The 19,779-nt window shown below is 53.9% G+C and carries 10 protein-coding genes; 1 reads left to right on the top strand and 9 read right to left on the bottom strand.

Annotated features, from left to right (window positions below):
* Positions 1–45: 45 nt before the first annotated feature.
* On the top strand, positions 46–1,428 hold the full coding sequence (xseA, locus tag OGW16_RS19990) for an exodeoxyribonuclease VII large subunit (RefSeq protein ID WP_286518722.1): 1,383 nt from the start codon (positions 46–48) through the stop codon (positions 1,426–1,428).
* A gap of 37 nt (positions 1,429–1,465) precedes the next feature.
* Here the strand turns inward: xseA and OGW16_RS19985 are convergent, their stop codons facing one another.
* The 9 genes from OGW16_RS19985 to OGW16_RS19945 form a co-directional block, all read right to left on the bottom strand.
* A complete protein-coding gene (locus OGW16_RS19985; RefSeq protein ID WP_286518721.1) occupies positions 1,466–9,601 on the bottom strand; it encodes an adhesion domain-containing protein in 8,136 nt (2,711 codons plus the stop codon).
* 115 nt (positions 9,602–9,716) lie between these two features.
* The gene (locus tag OGW16_RS19980; protein WP_043017179.1) at positions 9,717–10,679 is read right to left on the bottom strand and encodes a SinI family autotransporter-associated protein; all 963 of its coding nucleotides are present in this window, start codon (positions 10,677–10,679) and stop codon (positions 9,717–9,719) included.
* Between the two features lie 43 nt (positions 10,680–10,722).
* Positions 10,723–12,915 (bottom strand): intimin-like inverse autotransporter SinH, encoded by a 2,193-nt coding sequence (gene sinH, locus OGW16_RS19975; protein ID WP_213733276.1) that lies wholly within the window; start codon positions 12,913–12,915, stop codon positions 10,723–10,725.
* A gap of 204 nt (positions 12,916–13,119) precedes the next feature.
* Positions 13,120–13,338, bottom strand: a complete 219-nt coding sequence (locus OGW16_RS19970; RefSeq protein WP_043017181.1) for a zinc ribbon domain-containing protein — start codon at positions 13,336–13,338, stop codon at positions 13,120–13,122.
* Between the two features lie 51 nt (positions 13,339–13,389).
* Positions 13,390–14,469, bottom strand: a complete 1,080-nt coding sequence (locus tag OGW16_RS19965; protein WP_080626244.1) for a Gfo/Idh/MocA family oxidoreductase — start codon at positions 14,467–14,469, stop codon at positions 13,390–13,392.
* Positions 14,470–14,532: 63 nt separating this feature from the next.
* Positions 14,533–16,074, bottom strand: a complete 1,542-nt coding sequence (locus OGW16_RS19960) for a peptide MFS transporter (protein ID WP_047409540.1) — start codon at positions 16,072–16,074, stop codon at positions 14,533–14,535.
* A 300-nt stretch (positions 16,075–16,374) separates the two neighbouring features.
* A complete protein-coding gene (der, locus tag OGW16_RS19955; protein WP_286518720.1) occupies positions 16,375–17,847 on the bottom strand; it encodes a ribosome biogenesis GTPase Der in 1,473 nt (490 codons plus the stop codon).
* A gap of 116 nt (positions 17,848–17,963) precedes the next feature.
* The gene (gene bamB / locus OGW16_RS19950) at positions 17,964–19,142 is read right to left on the bottom strand and encodes an outer membrane protein assembly factor BamB (protein WP_016153997.1); all 1,179 of its coding nucleotides are present in this window, start codon (positions 19,140–19,142) and stop codon (positions 17,964–17,966) included.
* A gap of 10 nt (positions 19,143–19,152) precedes the next feature.
* Positions 19,153–19,773, bottom strand: a complete 621-nt coding sequence (locus OGW16_RS19945) for a YfgM family protein (protein WP_043017184.1) — start codon at positions 19,771–19,773, stop codon at positions 19,153–19,155.
* Between the last annotated feature and the right edge of the window lie 6 nt (positions 19,774–19,779).

The raw sequence follows: 19,779 nt of genomic DNA, 5'->3' as shown, positions 1-19,779 counted from the left end.
CTTTCGACTGAATAACTTGCTGATTTAGAATTTGATCCCGCTCACATGTTATCCTCTCAGACCACCTCAATTTTTACCGTAAGCCGCCTGAACCAGACGGTTCGTTTGCTGCTTGAGCAGGAAATGGGACAAGTGTGGATCAGCGGTGAAATCTCGAATTTCACCCAGCCGTCCTCCGGTCACTGGTATTTCACGCTCAAAGATGACACCGCTCAGGTACGCTGCGCGATGTTTCGCAACAGCAACCGCCGGGTAACGTTCCGCCCACAGCACGGGCAGCAGGTGCTGGTACGCGCCAATATTACGTTGTACGAACCGCGCGGCGACTACCAGATAATTGTTGAGAGCATGCAGCCCGCGGGCGAAGGTTTGCTGCAACAAAAATATGAGCAACTGAAGGCTAAACTGCAGGCTGAAGGACTATTCGATCAGCAATACAAGCAATCTCTACCTTCCCCAGCCCACTGCGTTGGAGTGATTACCTCGAAAACCGGCGCTGCGCTGCACGATATTCTTCATGTGCTGAAGCGTCGTGATCCATCCTTGCCCGTTATTATCTACCCGACTGCGGTACAGGGCGACGATGCGCCAGGGCAGATCGTTCGCGCCATTGAACTGGCGAACGCGCGGCGTGAGTGTGACGTGCTGATCGTTGGGCGCGGCGGCGGCTCGCTGGAGGATTTATGGAGTTTCAACGACGAACGCGTGGCACGGGCGATTTTTGCCAGCGGCATTCCGGTAGTTAGCGCCGTCGGCCACGAAACCGACGTTACCATTGCCGATTTTATTGCAGATTTACGAGCGCCTACGCCATCAGCAGCGGCAGAAATTGTCAGCCGCAACCAGCAGGAGTTGTTGCGTCAGATCCAGTCCGCTCAGCAGCGTCTGGGCATGGCGATGGACTACTACCTCGCCAACCGCAGCCGTCGTTTCACGCAGATGTTCCATCGCCTGCAACAGCAGCATCCGCAGCTGCGTCTGGCGCGCCAGCAAACGGCGCTGGAACGGCTGCGTCAGCGGATGGGATTTGCGCTTGAGAACAAGATTAAGCAGGCCAATCAACGCCAGCTGCGCATGCTGCAGCGTCTGAATCAACAAAATCCGCAGCCACGTATTTATCGTGCGCAAACGCGTATTCAGCAACTGGAATACCGTTTAGCAGAGAATATCCGCGCACGTTTAAGTGAACAGCGCGAGCGGTTTGGCAACGCAGTTACCCATCTTGAAGCAGTCAGCCCACTGGCGACCCTGGCGCGTGGCTACAGCGTCTCCACCACCACGGGCGGCGGCGTATTGAAAAAGGTCAAACAGGTCAGTGCCGGTGACGTTATCACTACCCGGCTTGCCGATGGCTGGGTTGAGAGCGAGGTCACGACCGTAACCCCGCAGAAAAAAACACGCTCCCGCAAAACGAGTCAGCCCGACTGAATTTGGGCTGATTCGCTTCGCAGCGTCTTAACAACTTTCACTCACGCGCATTTACCAGGCACACCTGTCGATAAATGGATGACGTAGAGGTTGTCGTACGTTTCTGCCCGTTACTCAAGTTAAGCGCCTGTCGAGCATGAGTCGCCTCATCCTGATCGACCGCCCACCAGTAGTTATCCACCCCGGTAATCGGCCAACCGTACAGCGTCCCCACCGCGCCATTTTGGTTATCGTTGTACAACGTCAGCAACTGGCTATACAGCGGTTGACGCTGTGCGTCACATCCGGTAATCCCGGTTTTATCCAGATTCGAGGCGCTTACCGATGACCAGAGTTCTCCATTCGCACCATAGCTGGTATTACTGGAAGATACTTCCGCCGCCAACAATGGGCGGCTAAATATGACGCCGTCGCTGGTGGTGGCCGTTTCGGGCATATGGCCCCAGTAATTCGCCTTAGCAGAGTTGGGGCTGGTAATTACGGTAAAAATAGCATCCAGAGAGGCTTTAAGCGTGGTGTTATTCGTCACCGTCGCCGTGAGCGTAGTTTTCAGCCCCGAACTGAGATCCTGTCGCAGGTTAAACGTTGCGGTACCGTTAGCGCCCGTCAGACCGCTAAAGATCGCGGTGTTGGTAGCCAACTTAGCGCTCTGCGCAGAAGGCGTTAGCTCGTCCAGCGTTAAATCATCCGCCCCGCCGCTGGTAATGACGTTGCCAACGCGCGACAACGCATTGCTGCGTGAAATCGTGAAATATACGTCCGGCATCACATTGCCGTCGGTGTCTGTCACCGTTACGGTCAGCGGGATTGTCTCTCCTTTTTTCACCTGCGCTGCCAGCCTCTCAGCGTTGAGAGCCGTCGACGTCAGCGTAATTGCCCCAGGCATAGGATGCGGATCGACCAGGCAAACCAGCGCCTGTTTGTCGCTTGTACTCCTGGTGGAAACCGCACCGGTTTTCAGTTGCATGCTCTGCCAGGAGGTTCCGGCTTTATCCGTCACCCACCAGCCATAACTTGCATGAGATACCGGCCAGCCGTACAGCGTTTCGATTTCGCCGCCGGGATGCTCATCGTAGAGTGATTTCAGTTCACTCAACGTCGGCTGCCAGGCTTCGCCGCAGGTGGATTTGCTTGCCAGCCCTGCGCCGTTATGGTCATACAGCGGCCACAGTTCGTTACCTACCGTGGAGCTAAACGTGGTGTCTTCTGCGGAAACTTCCGCCGCCAGTAATGGTCGCTGAAAGCTCACGCCGCTGCTGTCGGTAACGGTCTCGGGCATATGCCCCCAGTATTGCGCTTTGTCGGTATCAGGGCTGGTAACCACGGTGAATATCGCCTCCACAGTAGAGGCCGGGTTAGGGTATGTGTCCAGCGTTGCCGTAATCGTCGTTTTCAGCCCCATCGCGTCGTCCTGGCGCAGGCTCAAGGTTGCCGTGCCGTCCGCTCCGGTCACCCCACTCCAGGTGCTGGTATTGCTGGTCAACACCGTCTCGGCTGTCGCAGGGGCTATCCCCTGAAGAACCAGATCGTCCGTCGCACCTTTACCATCCGTCGTTTTCACCGAACCGCTACGCGAAATGCCATTACTACGAGAGAGCGTAAAGGATGCATTCGCTGCGGGGTTGCCATTGGTATCTTTCACGGTGACAGTGAACGGAATTTCCTCGCCTTTTTTAACCTTCGCAATGCGGGTTTCGCTGTCAGCAAGGCTCGACGTCAACGCAATGGTCGCGGGCAATGGGGCATGCGGATCCACAAGGCATATCTGCGCGCCGGTCGTCCCGACAGAAGTGGTTGAACTTTTCCCGCCTGTATCCAGCCGCATATACTGGTATGCCCCGGTTTTTGACACGCGATCCACAGCCAGCCAGAACTTGCCTGCTGACACCGGCCAGCCATAATTCGTACCAATAGCGCCTTTAGGGTCGTCAGCGTACAGTGTTTGCAGATCGCTAAACAGCGGCTGATATTCTGCGTCACAACCAGTAGCGCCTGCTTTTTGGGTATTTGAAATGGTGACCAGCGCCCAGCTTTCATTATTGTACGTATAGGAGTACGTAAACGACGTTTCGGTCGCCAGAAGTGGACGTTTAAATCTAACCCCAGCGCTGTTGGTGACCGTTTCCGGCATATGCCCCCAGAAATTCGCTTTATCGCTGTCCGGGCTGGTAAGTACAGTGTATATCACATCCAAATTGCTGGAAGTCACCAGATCGTCGGGAAGTTCTGCCACAATGGCTGTTTTCAGGCCGCTGCTATTATCCTGGGCCACCTCAAACTGGGCTTGGCCATTCTCATCCGTCACGCCATACCAGTAATAGTTGCAGCGGGTAGTCGTACAGTTAAACGCCATTGAACCCGCTTCAGGCGTGAGCGCTGTCAGCAACATATTACTTTCATTACCATCCTGAGCGAACCCAGCCCGGTTTAACGACGAGGTGCGCCTCAGACGAATAGTGGTATCAGGTGCAGGATTTCCTGAACCGTCGGTCACGGTGACGGTCAACGGTACGATTTCTCCCTTTCTCACAACCGCGGCGCCTTTTTCCGCATTCATGGCGCTCGACGTGAGCGCTATCGACAATACCCTTTTTTTACTCAAGCACAGCTGCGCCGTTGCGGTATTCGTGTTGGTAGCAAGCTTTGAGTTATCACTGAGCCGGAGGTACTGAAACAGGTTTGTCGCGTGCGCGCTGTCCGGCACGCTATTACCCGCTCCCCAGTATTTCCCCGTTGTCACCGGCAGGCCGAAGGTCGAGGAGAGCGTGCCATTTGGGTAATCGTTATACAGCGTCTGAAGTTGCTCCAGCGTCGGCAACCCCAGCCTGTCACACGGGCTGGCGGACTGCTGATAAAGCTGCGGATAACTATTCCACGTATACCAGGTTTCACTATTTTCCAGAAAGCCCGAGGTATTCGTCGTGGCAGAAAGCTCAGCGCGCAATAATGGTCGATTAAACTCGGCCCCTTTGCTGTTGACAAAGGTTTCCGGCATATGGCCCCACATACTGGCTTTGTCGCTGTCGGGGCTGGTAATGACGGTGAAGATGGTATCTGTGCTGTCGGTCAGATTGCTGCCATCCATCGCTGTGGCGTTGAGAGTGGTTTTCAGCCCCGCAGACATATCCTGTGAAAGCGTAAAGGTCCCCTCCCCCTGCTCATCGGTTTGTATATACAAAAATTTCGCGCTGGTATCCATAAGAAACGTCGCAGGGCCGGACGGCATGACGTTACGTAGAGTAATATCATCTTCAGAACCAGCGCTATGGATACTTCCTGAACGCGTCGTTGATTCACTGCGGCTCAGTTTCACCAACGCGTTGGCCATCGGCTGGCCTGCCGTATTTTTGACTGTCACGGTGGCGGCGATTTGCTCGCCTTTTTTGACCTTAACGATCCCCGTCGTTTCATCCTGACCCGCGAGCGTAAGCGTCAGGTTACCAGCCGTACCTCGGGGTGAAACGAGGCACGTCTGCATGTGATAAATCGACGCATTGCTTATTGAGGTAACATCACCATTGCTCAACAGGTTAACAACCGCGTATTCAACTGGGTCGCCCTCCGCGGACGGTAAAGCGTAATCCCCCGCCCACCAGTACTGGCTGGCGCTAACGTTCCCTGTACTGCTCATTGGCCAACCATTGCGGCTGTGCATCGCCCCGTCGGGCCAGGTGGCGTACAGCGCCTGAAGATTACTGGCAGTCGGCAAAAAGTTACGCCCACAGCCACCACCAACCCCATTCCAGGCATTGCTGACGGTGATCATGCCCCAGGTTTCGCCCATATCGTAGCTGCCGTTGGTGATAATCACGGTTTTCCCCGGCATGTTGCTAAACTCACTGGATAACAGCGGGCGCTTATACACTACGCCATCACGATCGGTGAGCGTTTCCGCCATGTGCCCCCAGTAGTTCGCTTTCTCTGTATCCGGACTGGTCACTACGCTAAAGACGACCGGCAGCGTCTGCTCTGTTGCAGAACTGGTATGCTCAAGCGACGCCAGCAGCGGCGTTTTAAAGCCTGCGCCACTGTCCTGGTTAATGTCCAGCGTCAGCGTTCCGTTCTCATTGGTCGCGGAGTAATACTCAACGCCGCTGCTACGACTCTCGCTATGGTTAATTTGTATCGCAGCCGCAGTGGAGGTGTTTACCACCTGGTACTTACGCCCGATGCTATCACCGCGTTTAAAGATAACCGGCGTATTGCCAACCGGATTCCCCTCATCATCCAGAGTGGTAATCACCACCGGGATAGTTTCGCCAACTTTGGCTTTAGCAAAACCGTCGTCGGCATGGTATAGCGAGGATGTCAGCGTGAGCCTGGTTGCCACTTTCTGCGCTGTTTGCAGGCAGGAGAAATAGAGTTTTTCATTCCATAACATTGAGCTTATGTTGCCATCGCCCAGATCGAGCGATTTCACATAACGGTTTTCCGTTGAGCGGCTGATATCAGCAGTGCTGTTCTGATAGTTTTTCCCTTCGACAGACCAGCCCTGCTGAGTATTGATAGCTCCGCCAGGGAAGGCTGCGTACAACGACTGCAGGTCGGCCAGCGCGGGCACAAATCCCACCCCGCAGGCGTTCTGTATCCCCTCAAAATCAACAGTGGCCCAGATTTCATTGTTTTCTGTGTTGTTGCCAACGGCAATCCCGCTGGCAATTTCTGTGACCAGTTGCGGTCGCTTAAATACTTTGCCATTAGCTGCTGACACCGTTTCTGGCATATGGCCCCACATTTTGGCTTTATTACTGTCGGGGCTGGTGACGACGGTGAATATCGTGTCAACGCTGGCGCTGACACTGGCGTTTTGATATAGCGCTGCGGTAACCGCCACTTTGGTGCCATGCGTATCTGGGCGGGTGACATTGATGATTTTACTGCCATCGGCTCCCGTCAGGCCGCCCACTTTGGTTGCCGTATCGTTGATTGAGTTTCCGTCGATCACGACCGGAGAAACGATACCGTCGCCGCTGCCCGCAATATGTTTATCGTTCTGCCGGGTATAACCATCACCGCGCGACAGTACAAACGGCGCATCCGGGATCGCCGTACCGCTGGCATCTTTCACCGTGACCTTCAACTGTAACGTATCGCCCTTTTTCACCTTTAGCGCATGTTCGTTATTACCCTCATACCACAGCGTCGAATCGACCGGTTCGATGGTAATAGAAGCGGCTACCGGATTGTCGCTGGCAAGGCAGGTGACATAATCCGACGCATTGTTACTGGAAAATTCGCTGCCATTGGAAAGCGCGATGAGTTTCCACGACGTCGCTGTGGCAAACGTCGAAGACCAATAGTTAATCAGGGTAGGCCAGCCGTGGGTGTTGTGAATCGCCCCACCGCTGTTGGCGTCATACAACGCCTTAAGCTGATCGATACGCGGCAATCGGTTGACCGCACAGCCGCCGACGTCCGTATTACTCACCGCATCGCTATGAGTGACGCGCGCCCAGCTTTCGTTCGCTTCCTTCTGGGTGCGGGTAGCGCTAACCTCTGCCGCAAGCTTTGGACGCTCAAATACCGCATCACCTACCGTCAGGGTATCGGGCATATGTCCCCACATCGATGCCTGAGCGGTATCCGGGCTGGTAGGGACGGTAAATTTCACGCTGCGGCTGAGCGGCGTGGAGATGAGTGAGTTCATCGGCACAATAGAGAGCTGAGTCTGCAGTCCAACGCCCTGCGGTTGTTCGATAGTCAGGGTGGCACTCCCCTGGCTATCGGTAGTGCCCTGATACGTCATCGACGCCTGAGAAGGACCGTACGCCGTACCCGCTATAACAAGCGCACCGTCGGTGGCATCAGTAAAGCCGGTGGTGACGTTATCGCGATTGCGCCCATAAGCCATGGTAACTGTAAACGCCGCGTTGGGGACCGTAAGCCCGTTGAGCGCATTAATTGAGCGCACCGTCAGCGTTATCTGCTCACCCACTTTGGCTGTCGTCTGGCGCAGGGCAAAATCGCCGTTCATCGCCACGTCAAGCTGAGTGACTAACTCATTGCCCGAGCAGGAGAGATAGTTTGGCTCACTACCGCTGAACAAAGCATCAGCACCGGTAGCCAGATTGACGTGCGCCGTCTGCCCGTCGCTGGTGTCCGCCGCCAGATAGCTGTGGCTGGCGGTTGGCCAGCCGTGCTCGCTTTGCATCTCGTTATCAGGATGCGCATTATAGAGCGAGTCCAGCGACAGTTGCCCTGGCATTTGTCCACTGCCGCACTGGTTTTCACCCGCCGTGACGGAGTTGAACGTCGCCCAGTTTTCATTGTTTTCCTGCGTGGAGCCCGTTTTGTGCGTGGCTTCTGCTGCCAGCAGCGGACGTTTATACAAATTGCCCGCCTCCACTACGCCCTGCATATGCCCCCACATGTTTGCCGCGCTGACATCCGGACTGGTGAGAACGGTAAAGATCACGTTTTGCGTTGCCTGCGTGCTGCCGTCAAACAGCACCACGCGCAACGGCGTTAAGACGCCAGTACCTGAATCATGTTTGATCTCCAGCGAAGCCTGACCGTTCGCGTCGGTAACGCCCTGATAGTGATGGGTATCACCGGCCATCAGGCCTTCACCTGCAATGGTAACCGGATGCTCCTCCCAACTGGCGGAATAGTAAGCGGTATTGCGCGCCTGCGCGTTGCCAAGGTACAGATTAAAATAGCGATACGGCAGCGGCTTGCCGGTGAGTTCGTCGGTCACCGTGATTTGCATCATGACCGCCTCCCCTACCTTTACCCTCGCGGCGCTCAGGCTACTGTCGTAGCTGTCTGTACTCAGCACCAGCTTTGGCTTTACCGACGGTGCGGCCTTATCTACGCAACTGACCAGGGAGTTCACCGTATCCGCTTCCTGCACCACGCTGCTGGAGCGCATATTGACGCCATAATGGTACATGCTCAGCGAACTTTCCGTGGCGGACCAGTATTCATCGTCCCCGGCGACAGGCCAGCCAAGAGTAGTCGCCAGGTCGCCTCGTGCAGTTTTTAACCCGATAAGCTGGCGCGCATCCGGCAGAATGTCACAGTGCTCATCCGCCCCTTTCCAGTTAAACAGCGCCCAGCTTTCATTATCGGCATTCACCGTCGTACTTTCACCCTCCACCTCAGCGGCGAGCGCGGGTCGGGTAAAGGTGTAGGTTTCACCTTCCACCTCAGCGCTGGAGCTTTCCGCCATATGACCCCACATCGCCGCTTTATCGCTGTCCGGGCTGCTGAGAGTGGTGAAAATAACATCTACGCTATCGGCAAGCGACGTCGCTCCTACGGCTTTTACCGTTAGCGTGGTTTTTACGCCAGGGCTATTGTCCTGGGTGACCGTCACCGTAGCATTGCCGCTGGCATCGGTTGTGCCATGAAATTCGGTGGCGATCGTGGTGAGTTCAGTATCTCCTACATGTACAGGATTGGTGTTGTTGACCGCATTTTGTCGGTTGAAAGCATCACTTCGTGTAATGATAAAAGCCGTATTCGCCGCAGGTTCACCATCACAGGTCCTGGTGCTTACCGTCAAAGTGATGCTATCGCCAGCTTTACCCTTTGCCGCCTTTAGCGTTTCATTGAAATGGTCTGCGCTCACCGCCACCGGTTTGCCCGCAGCCGCGGCGATATCGACTGCAAATTTTTGCTCGAGTAACGTCACCGCATTGTTATAGGGGACACCGGTACGAGTCAGCAGCCAGAGTGGTGGTATCTCCGTTGTGGTATCAAGTTGCGGCCAGACCACCAGATGACGCCCCGCCATATTTTGCGCGCAGAAGCTGAGATTCGCGGACGGTTGTGGACTGAGCGGCACGTCGGGCGTGGCGGCATCAGCCCATACCAGAGAGACTCCCGGCGCACGATCGCTTTGCCAGACCAGCGGCGGCTCGGCAAAAATGTCACCTTCGGTGTCGTGCGGGTTACTGAGGATCAGTGCGCTGCCGCTGTCATCGGTACTGAACTGGTTTGGCCTCGCGGTATTCGCCACGGCATTGGCTTGATCCACACTAAGTTGCACGCTTCCCTGATACACCGGAATGGCGACACTGTCGGCCTGCGGTTTCGTACCGTTAATCGCCGACGTAACGCCGACAGGCTCCTGCCATGTATGACTCAAATTTGTGGCATTTGCAGACAAGCCGCTGATAAATAACAGCGGCAGCAGGAAACGATGCAGTGATTTCAGGTTACCGGACATATCCCCATCCTAACGCCTGTCTGATAATTGGATTTTCAACACGCTTTGCTTAGCGTCCTGCTAAGAAAAGCGCACGGAAAACGCCGCTCCCCCGGAGAGCGACGTACGGTGCGAATTATTTGTTCTTGTACTTGATCGACAGGCCATACCCCTGAACGCCATCGTCGCCTGCGTTCGGGAAGATCGAGGTTCTGGCTTCGGCATTGGTCTCTGGAATAAGCAAATCGCCGTTCTGAACCGAAGAGTCGCCTCCCGCCGTTCCCAGTTGCAAACTGGTGCCTGTAAAGACCCACTGATAGTCGTACTGATTGGTAACCACCAGTTCTCCCGTGTCGTAAGTGCCGTTTTTGTTGGCATCTTTCCACAACTGAGCAACGTAGGTGTGACCGGTATGCAGCTTGGTACTGCTGTTTTTCAGCAGGTTGACAGAGGCATTCTCAGAGTCGTAGATAGCCACGGCAATAGAATCATCCACCACCGGACCTTCCGGGATGTCATCATCATCCGCACCACCACCCGAGCCGGTAGAAAGATCGTTTAACGTCAAGAGTTCAGCAACGTTGGGGTCACCGGTAGTCGTCGTTGGCGTGATGCGAATACCAATGTAATAGTCTGCATCCGATTCCTGGAGGGTATAGGAGTCCTTCCCGGCACTACCGCTTATCACGGTAGCATCAGAACCATCCTGTTGTTTCGAACGAATCCAGACCACCGTGGCTTTGGTTGCGGTATTGCTGACATCGAGATCGCCCTGCTCATCACCAATCGCCCAGTTTACCGTGACCTTATCGCCAATATGGAACTGCTTATCCCCCTCGCCGTTGACGACACGCTCACCCCGGTCAATGCTAACCGTTACGTGGTTTTTATCTGCTTCCGCGACTTTTTCCGCTGAGCGGGTGATCCACGGTACCGTCCCCTGAATCGTGCCAGTATTGCCGCTGAACTGCCACGTATCGGAACCGGCACCTTGCAGTTTTCCTTCTTTCGCTGCTATCGCCGATGGAATTGAGCAGTAGCCTGCCACCACCAGCGCCAGTGCGACCTTACTCAGCCGCCGTTTTAACAATGCCTGCATTAAGACTCTCCTTTTCTTTAAAATTCAGCGACTCGCGCCGACGCTATTTCTGGTTGTAGGCCACACGTAATCCATACCCCTGCACGCCATCCTGCTCGTCGGCGCCAAACTTCTGCGCCGCTTCTTTATTGCTGGCTGGCAGAACCAGGTCCTCATTGCTGGTGTTCGTTTGCGCCCCGGTATGCCCGTTGGTGCTCTGCCCGGTAAACTCCCATTGGTAGTCATACTGGGCCATCTCGTCTTCTGTAAGCTGTTCCGACATCTGGAACACGCCGTCACTGTTAGCATCGCGCCAAAGCCGGAATCGATAGGTGTTATTCACAACAGGGTGCTTATCTTCTTTGTCGATCAGATTGACGGGGCTGGATGTTTTCGATTGATAGATGAGGGGGTTCAGCGCTGAAAGCGATTCACCAACAAAGGTAATGTCGACATAGTTGCTGTCGCCGTAAGCATCCTCTTTAGCCTTCCAGCGAAAAGTACCGGGAAGCGTGCTGGAGAGCGTAACGGTTCCCGCTGCTTTATCTCGGCTGGCAATGAATACACAGGGGGTTTCCGTGGTACAGGGCGTCGCCGCTAGCGTAACTTTTTTATCATTGCTGTCGTACAGCTCAGGCGTCATGGCCTCATCGACCAGTTCATCACCGTTGCGATCGGTGGTGTCGCCCCAGGAATCGGTCAGCAGCAAGTCCATTACTACACCGTCCACACCATCGGCCTGCGCGCTGGCGCCATGACTGTGATCGCTACGATCGGCATCAGCGATGTTATCGACGATCAGCTCGATTTTACGATCCTGCTGGACGGTAATTTCCACCACGCCGGAGTTCTGCTTATTGCCCTTTTCATCCTCCAGCGTCATGCGCACCTTCCAGGTGTTCATTGCCGTTCTCTGGTCGTCGGTATCAGCATTCACCCACGCCGGCAGCACTAAATTCCAGCGATTATTATTTCCCTCGGTCAAGGCATCCGCTTTTATCACCGGCATCACTAACGTCCGGCTGGCATTATTTTTCGCCTGCCAGGAGGCAGAAATAATCTTGTAATGGTGATTAATCATCGCATTGACGGTCCACTTGCATTTTTCCAGACCAACCGCAGCTTCAGGCGTGTCTTCAATCACGCATTCAGGGTGCTCATTGGTTGAATCGGCCTTCAGCCAAAGTGCGACGTCTAACGGATCTTTCTCACGGTATTCCAGAACGATGAAGTTGTTGCGCTCTACAAAATCATGACGACTGCCCATCAGCGAATGCTGTGCTTTGACGTTTTCCGGGTCGAGCTGTGCTGCCAGCGGGGTACCAAGCTGATATGTGACCGTGGCATTGACGTTGAGATCGGTGTTGTCCCCGGTTCCGGCTTTATAGTCCGCCCCCAACGTCACCATCGGTACAGGCGTATAGTTGAGACCTACGGTCACGGCATGCGGATTTTTTTGTAAATTATCGGTGCCAAATAACGCCACCTCGTCGCCATAGTACTGCTCATAAATGACTTTGCCGCCCAACTGCGGATAAAATGGCAGCCAGCTTTCTGCCCTAATATCCCAACCGCGCGCCGGGCGCTCCTCGTAAAAATCAAAATCTGCAGAATCTTTCCAGTCGGAAAGAGGATGGTAATAATTTCCGGAAAGTTTTAAATAATCAGTCCAGGCTTCGGTCCCCAGACCTAAGCGGCGGTGTCCACGGGTGAAGTCATAGTCATAAAACAGGTTACCGCCCAGCAGCCAGCTCGCGATATTCTGGCGTACACCGAAGCCTAAATTACCAATAGTACGCTCTTCTTTACGTTGGGCGGAGAATTGACTAAAGAGTACGGTACTTTCGTTGTCATACCAGGGAACAAAATAATCCAGCGAACTACCTTCAAGGTCTCCCCCTTCGCCCACGGAGAGACTGGTACGCACCTTGCCATAAGGCGACATTGCGCCCTCAAGGTATGACTGTGCTGATGAAGTGATTTGGTTTTGCAGATAGCTACGCGCCTGGGATTCCAGCGCTTCCGGCGTCAGATTTTCAAATCCCTGCGTCGCTGAGTTGGTAATGTAATCAGCGCCTTTTTCTTTAAATGATTGCCCCTTATTTTCTTGTTCTTCTTTTTCTGCGGCATCACTGGCCAGATCGGGTAGTGCGGAGAGGGTAATATTATTTTCAGAGACAGGGACGCTTATATCGGCCTCAGCGCTTACCACGCCAGACACCAATAATAAAAAGAATAAGCGTGCTCCTGACACCATAGATTATCCCTGTGTTAAAGCTTTCCTCACACAGAAAGATTATATCTACGATCTAAACCAAACTATAATTTAGCCACCTAAATATATTCCTAAAAACAGGTATTCATTTGAATTACGCGTTACTTATTTGTTTAATAGATATCGAAAGAGAATTAATATTCTCTTTCGTATGTTTATTTCAACTAAATAGAACAACTAATATAATTAATTACTAATAGAATAGATAACACGTTTTTTTGAAATAAGGCCATGACCGTGCTGGCAGAAATAATCGACTGCGCCACAGGCTTTGAGCACCTGCAGCGGCTGATTACACTCCGGACAGTGCGCTTCTAACTGAATATCTTTATTACAGTTATCACAGTGTGCCATACCGTTTTGCGGCTCCAGTTCTGCATGACAATCCGGGCAAATAATAGACATAGCGACTCCAGTACAGGGATCCATTACTGCGTAGAGTTTATCACGCTGCGTTTAATGCCGCCCGCGTAACTGCTGTAACGTTAACAGGTACTCCACTTCCTCCAGCCTGCGCTGCGTCGTGCGACTCACTTCCTGTGGGCTGCGTTCAAACAGACTGTGCTCGCCCAGAATATGCTCCGCCAGACAATGGGCATAAATGCTACCGGGAAGGCGCCAGCATCGCACAACATTACCCTCAATCAGTTCGAGCACATCCTCGGCACCTCGACGGTCATGGCTGATGATACGGCCGTCGCGCAGATAAAGGCGCAGGCCTTTTTGTCCACCAGCAGGCCCTGCGTATTTATTCAGCCAGATATCCAGCGGTATACCGCTAATCTGTCCCTGCAGATGTGCCTCTCCTTCCGCCGTGGTCAGGTCGCCTTCTACGATATCGCGTCCCAGACGGTCTTTAGCGCTCATCACCTGCAAGCTCATGCTGTCATTGCCGCCCAGATAACGCGCTGTTTCACGCAGCATTGCCAGTACATGCGTGCCAATGTCCAGAATCACACCGTCCGGATGACGGAGTTCACGCGTATCCGGCTCACCGGTGGCAAAGTTGAGCGCGATGGGTTCACCAGCAGCGTTAAACCCGCTCGGTTCCTGTAAGAAGCCTTCGATTTTAACAACGTCCGAAAAGTGAGAGACCAGTGCCGGTTGTGGATTATCGCCCTGCCACTGCGCGCCGAGTTTACCCAACGCCAGCCGCATTGCGCCATTGCGCGCCATCCAGTGGTCGAGCGCCAGCACGCGGTCGGCAGCACCGGGTTGAGCCAGCAGCATTTTCAGTTTTTCAATTTGGGAAAGCGTGGCGACAATAGGCTTTTCGACCACGATACGTGCAATGGGCGCGGCCAGCGCCTGTTCAAGCACATCAAGGTGGTGCAGGGATGCGGTGGTGATAAACAGGGTATCAAGCGGTGTGGCAAGAAGTTCAGCGAGTGACGCGCAGCGTGCCACGTCTGCAAACTGCTTTACGGGTTGGACATCAAAACCCACGCAGCGGAGTGAATCACCGAACATATGACGTAATGCGGGCAAGTATGCCGTTTCAACAACTGCGCCAAGCCCAACAAACCCTAACAACATGTTCTCACCTCAAAAATTGAATGGCCGGGACATAACGTCTGCCCCGGCACAATCGAGGTGTTATCAGGCGCTAGTTGCCGGTTTAGATTGCGTATTCTCCAGCATGCGACGAATCGGAACAATGAGGACGATCAGTACCGCGGCGCAGATCAGCAGCGCAATCGAGCAGCGAGCGAAGAGATCCGGCAGCATATCCAGTTGGTCAGCCTTCACATGGCCGCCAATCAAACCTGCGGCCAGGTTACCCAGCGCACTGGCGCAGAACCACAGGCCCATCATCTGCCCACGCATTCTTTCCGGAGCCAGCAGCGTCATTGTCGCCAGACCGATCGGACTCAGGCACAGCTCACCAAGCGTCAGCATCAGGATGCTGCCCACCAGCCAGAATGGAGAAACGCCTGCACCGCCGTTACTGAGAACGTTTTGCGCCGCCAGCATCATCAGGCCAAAGCCTGCCGCCGCGCAGAGAATACCAATAACGAATTTGGTAATGCTGCTCGGCCGAATGTTCATGCTCGCCAGTTTCGGCCATGCCCAGCTAAATACCGGCGCCAGCAGGATGATAAACAGCGCGTTTATCGACTGGAACCACACCGCCGGGATTTCAAAATCACCGATCATACGGTTAGTGTAGTCGTTGGCAAACAGGTTGAACGAGGTCGGCTTCTGCTCAAACGCGGACCAAAAGAACGCGGCGGAAACCAGCAGGATAAAGCAGACCAGCAGTCTGGCGCGCTCTTTGCGGTTCAGACCGGCAAAGATGAACAGGTAGATAAAGTAGAGTGCAACGGAGGCGGCAATCACGTATACCAGCATGCTGGCAACCGCGACCGGATTTATGACAATCACGCCCTGCGCAATCAGCGTAACAATAACTGCCACACCGACGGCCAGCGCCAACAGCCACGCGCCCACGCCGTTACGTTTCACAACCGGGCTGTTCCAGGTGGAGTCGAGTCCCACTTCGCTGTCGTAGCGTTTCATCGATGGAACGGCAAATACGCGGAAAATGATCAGCGCCACCAGCATCCCGATACCACCGATGCCAAAGCCCCAGTGCCAGCCGTGGGTTTTAATCAGCCAACCGGAGATCAGCGGCGCGATAAACGACCCCATATTGATACCCATGTAGAACAGCGAGAACCCGCCGTCGCGACGCGCATCGCCTTTTTTATACAGCGTGCCAACCATGACCGAAATACAGGTTTTGAACAGACCGGAACCGAGCACGATAAACATCAGGCCGATAAAGAACAGGTTGTTACCCATAATGGCCGAGAGCGCAATCGACAGGTGGCCGAGCGCAATCAGAATGGAACCGTACCACACCGCTTTCTGTTGGCCGAGCCAGTTATCCGCCAGCCAGCCACCCGGCAGTGCGGCAAGATACATCGTACCGGCAAAGATACCCACAATCGCCGAGGCGTTTTCACGAGCCAGCCCCATGCCGCCGTCATAGACGGTTGCCGCCATAAACAGGATCAGTAACGGGCGAATGCCATAAAACGAGAAACGCTCCCACATCTCTGTGAAAAACAGCGAGCCGAGCGGATAAGGATGGCCGAAGAAAGTTCGGCTTTCTTTTTGATTAACAGAGGATTGCATAATTCTCCCGAAAGTTATGTCGTCGTGCGTATAAACACCGCGATGTACGCCAGCCAGTTACGTATCTGACCGATTTTTTACATGCGGCGAAAAGTTATTTAACCATTTGATAACCTAAGGCTAGTTTTGTCTAGTACCAGCCCCCGGACTTTAAGATGAAAACTCGACAAATGTCTACTTTCTTAGATTTAAACTTGGTAAAAAACGAATAGTAATTGACATCGCACGGGTTGAGGCAGGCGATGGATTAGCGAAAAAAAACCCGCGACAGGCGCGGGTTTTTATCAGCATCAGCAACGGTTACTTGCTTTTTTTAATGTGCTTAATCAAACGCTTACGCTTACGCATCTGAGTCGGGGTCAGCGTATTGCGTTTGTTCGCAAACGGGTTTTCCCCCTCTTTGAACTGAATACGGATCGGCGTGCCCATCACGTCCAAAGATTTACGGAAATAGTTCATCAGATAGCGTTTGTAGGAATCCGGCAGGTCTTTGACCTGGTTACCGTGGATCACCACGATTGGCGGGTTATAACCACCGGCGTGAGCATATTTCAGCTTCACACGACGACCACGGACCAGCGGCGGCTGATGATCTTCTACCGCCATAGTCATGATGCGCGTCAGCATCGCGGTGCTGACGCGACGGGTGGAGCTGTCATACGCTTCGCGGACCGATTCAAACAGATTCCCCACACCGCTGCCGTGCAGCGCAGAGATAAAGTGTACGCGCGCAAAATCAATAAAGCCCAGACGGAAGTCCAGCGTCTCTTTGACCTGCTCTTTCACTTCCTGCGTCAGGCCATCCCACTTGTTGACCACGATAACAAGTGAGCGCCCACTATTGAGGATAAAGCCCAGCAGTGACAGGTCCTGATCGGAAATACCTTCGCGCGCGTCAATCACCAGCATCACCACGTTGGCATCTTCAATCGCCTGCAGCGTTTTGATAACGGAGAATTTTTCTACCGCTTCGATAATTTTGCCGCGCTTACGCACGCCCGCGGTATCGATGAGCACATATTCGCGCTCGTCGCGCTGCATCGGAATATAAATACTGTCACGCGTCGTCCCAGGCATGTCGTAAACCACTACGCGGTCTTCGCCGAGAATACGGTTAGTAAGCGTGGACTTACCTACATTCGGTCGACCCACAATCGCCAGTTTAATCGGCAAATCCTGCGGGTTAAAGTCGTCCTCAGGCTCTTCTTCGCCGTTTTCTTCGGCTTCCAGTTGCGCCCAATATTCTGCGTCTTCATCCACGTCTTCCTGAGGGGCAACGTCATCCATCCACGGCAGCAGAACATGCTCCAGCAGGCTGAGGACGCCACGGCCATGGGATGCCGCGATCGGATAAATTTCACCCAGACCCAACGAGTAGAAATCGACAACCGCCTGGTCAGGATCGAGTCCGTCAGTTTTGTTGGCAACCAGGAACGTCGGTTTCTGGCGAGAACGCAGATGTTTCGCAATAGCTTCATCCGCAGGCATTAGGCCAGCACGCGCATCCACCATGAACAGCACAACGTCCGCTTCTTCAATAGCCAACAGCGACTGTTCCGCCATACGAGTTTCAACACCGTCTTCGGTGCCATCAATACCGCCGGTATCAATACAGATAAACTCGCGGCCTTCAATTTCCGCACGACCGTACTTACGGTCACGAGTCAGACCCGGGAAATCCGCAACCAGCGCATCTCGGGTGCGAGTTAGACGGTTAAATAACGTGGATTTGCCAACGTTAGGGCGCCCGACAAGCGCGACCACAGGTACCATGTTTAAAGCCTCATTTAAAAAATCATCAGACAACGGGCACATTTTGCGCCGTTGTTAAAAACAGTAAAACGGCCCCTGCACCAGGAGCCGTTTTTCAAAGCGAGCGGCCGGGACGATTAACGCGTAATAGAGTACAGCGTACCGTCTTTCGCCTGGATCAGCAGTTTACCATCAGCAGAGACCGGCTCGGTCAGGAAACCAGAGCTGTCAACTTTCTGCTGGGCAACAAAACGGCCATCGTCAACGTTAATCCAGTGCAGGTAGCCTTCGCTATCACCGACGACCAGATTGCCATTATACAATACCGGGGACGTCAGCAGACGGTGCAGCAGATCGCTTTGCGTCCACAGCGTCACGCCGCCGTCGGTGGTCAGTGCCAGTACGCGGTCGTTCTGGTCAACCAGGTAGATACGGTTGCCGTCAACGATAAAATCATTCACCGAGCCCAGTTCACGTTTCCACATAATCTGGCCGCTGCGCAGATCCAGCGCCGTCAGGTTACCATTATAAGCCAGCGCATAAACAACGCCATTGACGATAACCGGCGTGGTATCAACGTCACTCAGACGATCGATTTCCGTTGGACCTGTCGCCTGAGAAATACGTTGCTGCCAAATCATCTGGCCCTGCTGCATCAGCACTGCGCTCACGCGACCGTTATCACCGCCGACAATAGCTGCGCCAAAGGCGGTCGCTGGGGCAGATTCGCCGCGCAGTGACAGAGAAGGCATGTCGAGGTTAACGGTCCATTTGATAGCACCATCAGCTTCGTTCAAGGCCTGCAACTGACCGTTGCTGGTGTGGATTAATACCACGCCATCGCTCACAACAGGGCGAGACAGCGCTTCACCGGCAACTTTCGTCTGCCACGCAGTGGTCCCGTCGCTGGTATTCAACGCATAAACCTGTGCTTTTTCGCTGCCAATGTAAACATGTCCGCCGGACACGGTTACACCGCCAGAAAGCTGTGCAGATGCGCGGGAGAACCAGCCGTCTTTCTCACCCAGATTAACAGACCAGACTTCTTTGCCGTCGTCCGCATTCAACGCCTTAACGACACCGGCGCGATCGGCTGCATAGACAACGTTATCCGCCAGCGCAGGGTGAAGATTGGAATAGAAATCACCAATACCGTTGCCTACGGAGGTGCTCCAGTCCGTAGACGGAGTAAACTGGTTCTCAACCACCGGTAATGGGGACATCTTAACGACATCTTCTTCGCCACTAAACAGTGAACAGCCGCTCAATAGGGTAACGGAAAGCAGCCCTGGCAGAAGTAATTTACGCAATTGCATCGGGTCCCTCTCAGATGGACAAATTATTGATTTTCATCTGCATCATTTCGCTCAGAGCAGGAGAGGCATCGCTTTTCACGCCCGCTTCCCATGCGCTACGCGCACCTTGTTTGTCGCCTTTGCTCAGCAACGCTTCACCGCGCAGATCGGCAACAATGGCCGTCCAGCCTTCACCTTTAATGGTGTCGAGCGTTTTCAGCGCGGTATCGGCTTGTTTAAGCTGAACCTGAACACGAGCCAGACGCAGGTTGATCACCGCTTTGAGGTTTTCATCGCTGGTTGCAGCTAAGCCTTGTTGCAGTTGGCTTGCGGCTTTCTCAAGTTCATTTTGGTCAACAAACTGCTGCGCCAGTTCCAGAGAAGCTAACGCGCCGTAGGTATTTTTATTTTCTGCGGCAAATTTCTCTGCAGCAGGAAGGCTGTCCGGTTTACCCGCACTAACCGCAGTCACCGTATTTTGATACGCCAGGGAAGCAGAGCGTGCGGACTCCGTCTGATGGCTGGTCCAGTAACGCCAGCCAACCAGCGCGCCAACCCCTAAAATGATCCCAACAGCCAGCGCTTTGCCATTTTCAGCAAAGAAGCGTTTTACCGCATCAACCTGGTCGTTTTCGTTCTCGTAAATTTCCACGCTGTC

Source organism: Citrobacter sp. Ce104 (assembly GCF_030334595.1).
Classification (GTDB): domain Bacteria; phylum Pseudomonadota; class Gammaproteobacteria; order Enterobacterales; family Enterobacteriaceae; genus Citrobacter; species Citrobacter europaeus.
This window is presented reverse-complemented; position numbering and strand designations above follow the sequence as displayed.